Consider the following 341-nt stretch of genomic DNA (forward strand, 5'->3'; position numbering starts at 1 on the left):
CCGCTTGCAACGTGCCATGGACAGGTCTAAGCGAGCCACGAACCCTCATTGTTTTAACGCGAACGGCACATGGAAAAAAGGCCAGAAGTTCACACCATCGAAACGTTACACGGCAATCCGCACCGAATATGCGGAAGTAGAACGCAAGCTGGCGGCTGAGCGCAAACGCGCCCACGGCGAGCTTGCAAACCAGATTCTCGGACTGGGAAATGTCATCCAGTCCGAAACCCTGTCTTATATCGCCTTCCAGAAGAATTATGGCAAGAGCGTGAAAGTCAGAGCACCCGGAATGTTCGTCGAACAATTGCGTCGCAAGGCTGAAAGTGCTGGCGGCAAGTTGA

At 53.4% G+C, this 341-nt stretch carries 1 pseudogene; it reads left to right on the forward strand.

Annotated features, from left to right (window positions below):
- Window positions 1-16: 16 nt before the first annotated feature.
- Window positions 17-341 (forward strand): annotated as a pseudogene (locus tag IV91_RS0115085) (transposase); the annotation flags it as partial.

It is taken from the genome of Ferrovum myxofaciens, assembly GCF_000735045.1.
In the GTDB taxonomy this organism is placed as follows: domain Bacteria; phylum Pseudomonadota; class Gammaproteobacteria; order Burkholderiales; family Ferrovaceae; genus Ferrovum; species Ferrovum myxofaciens.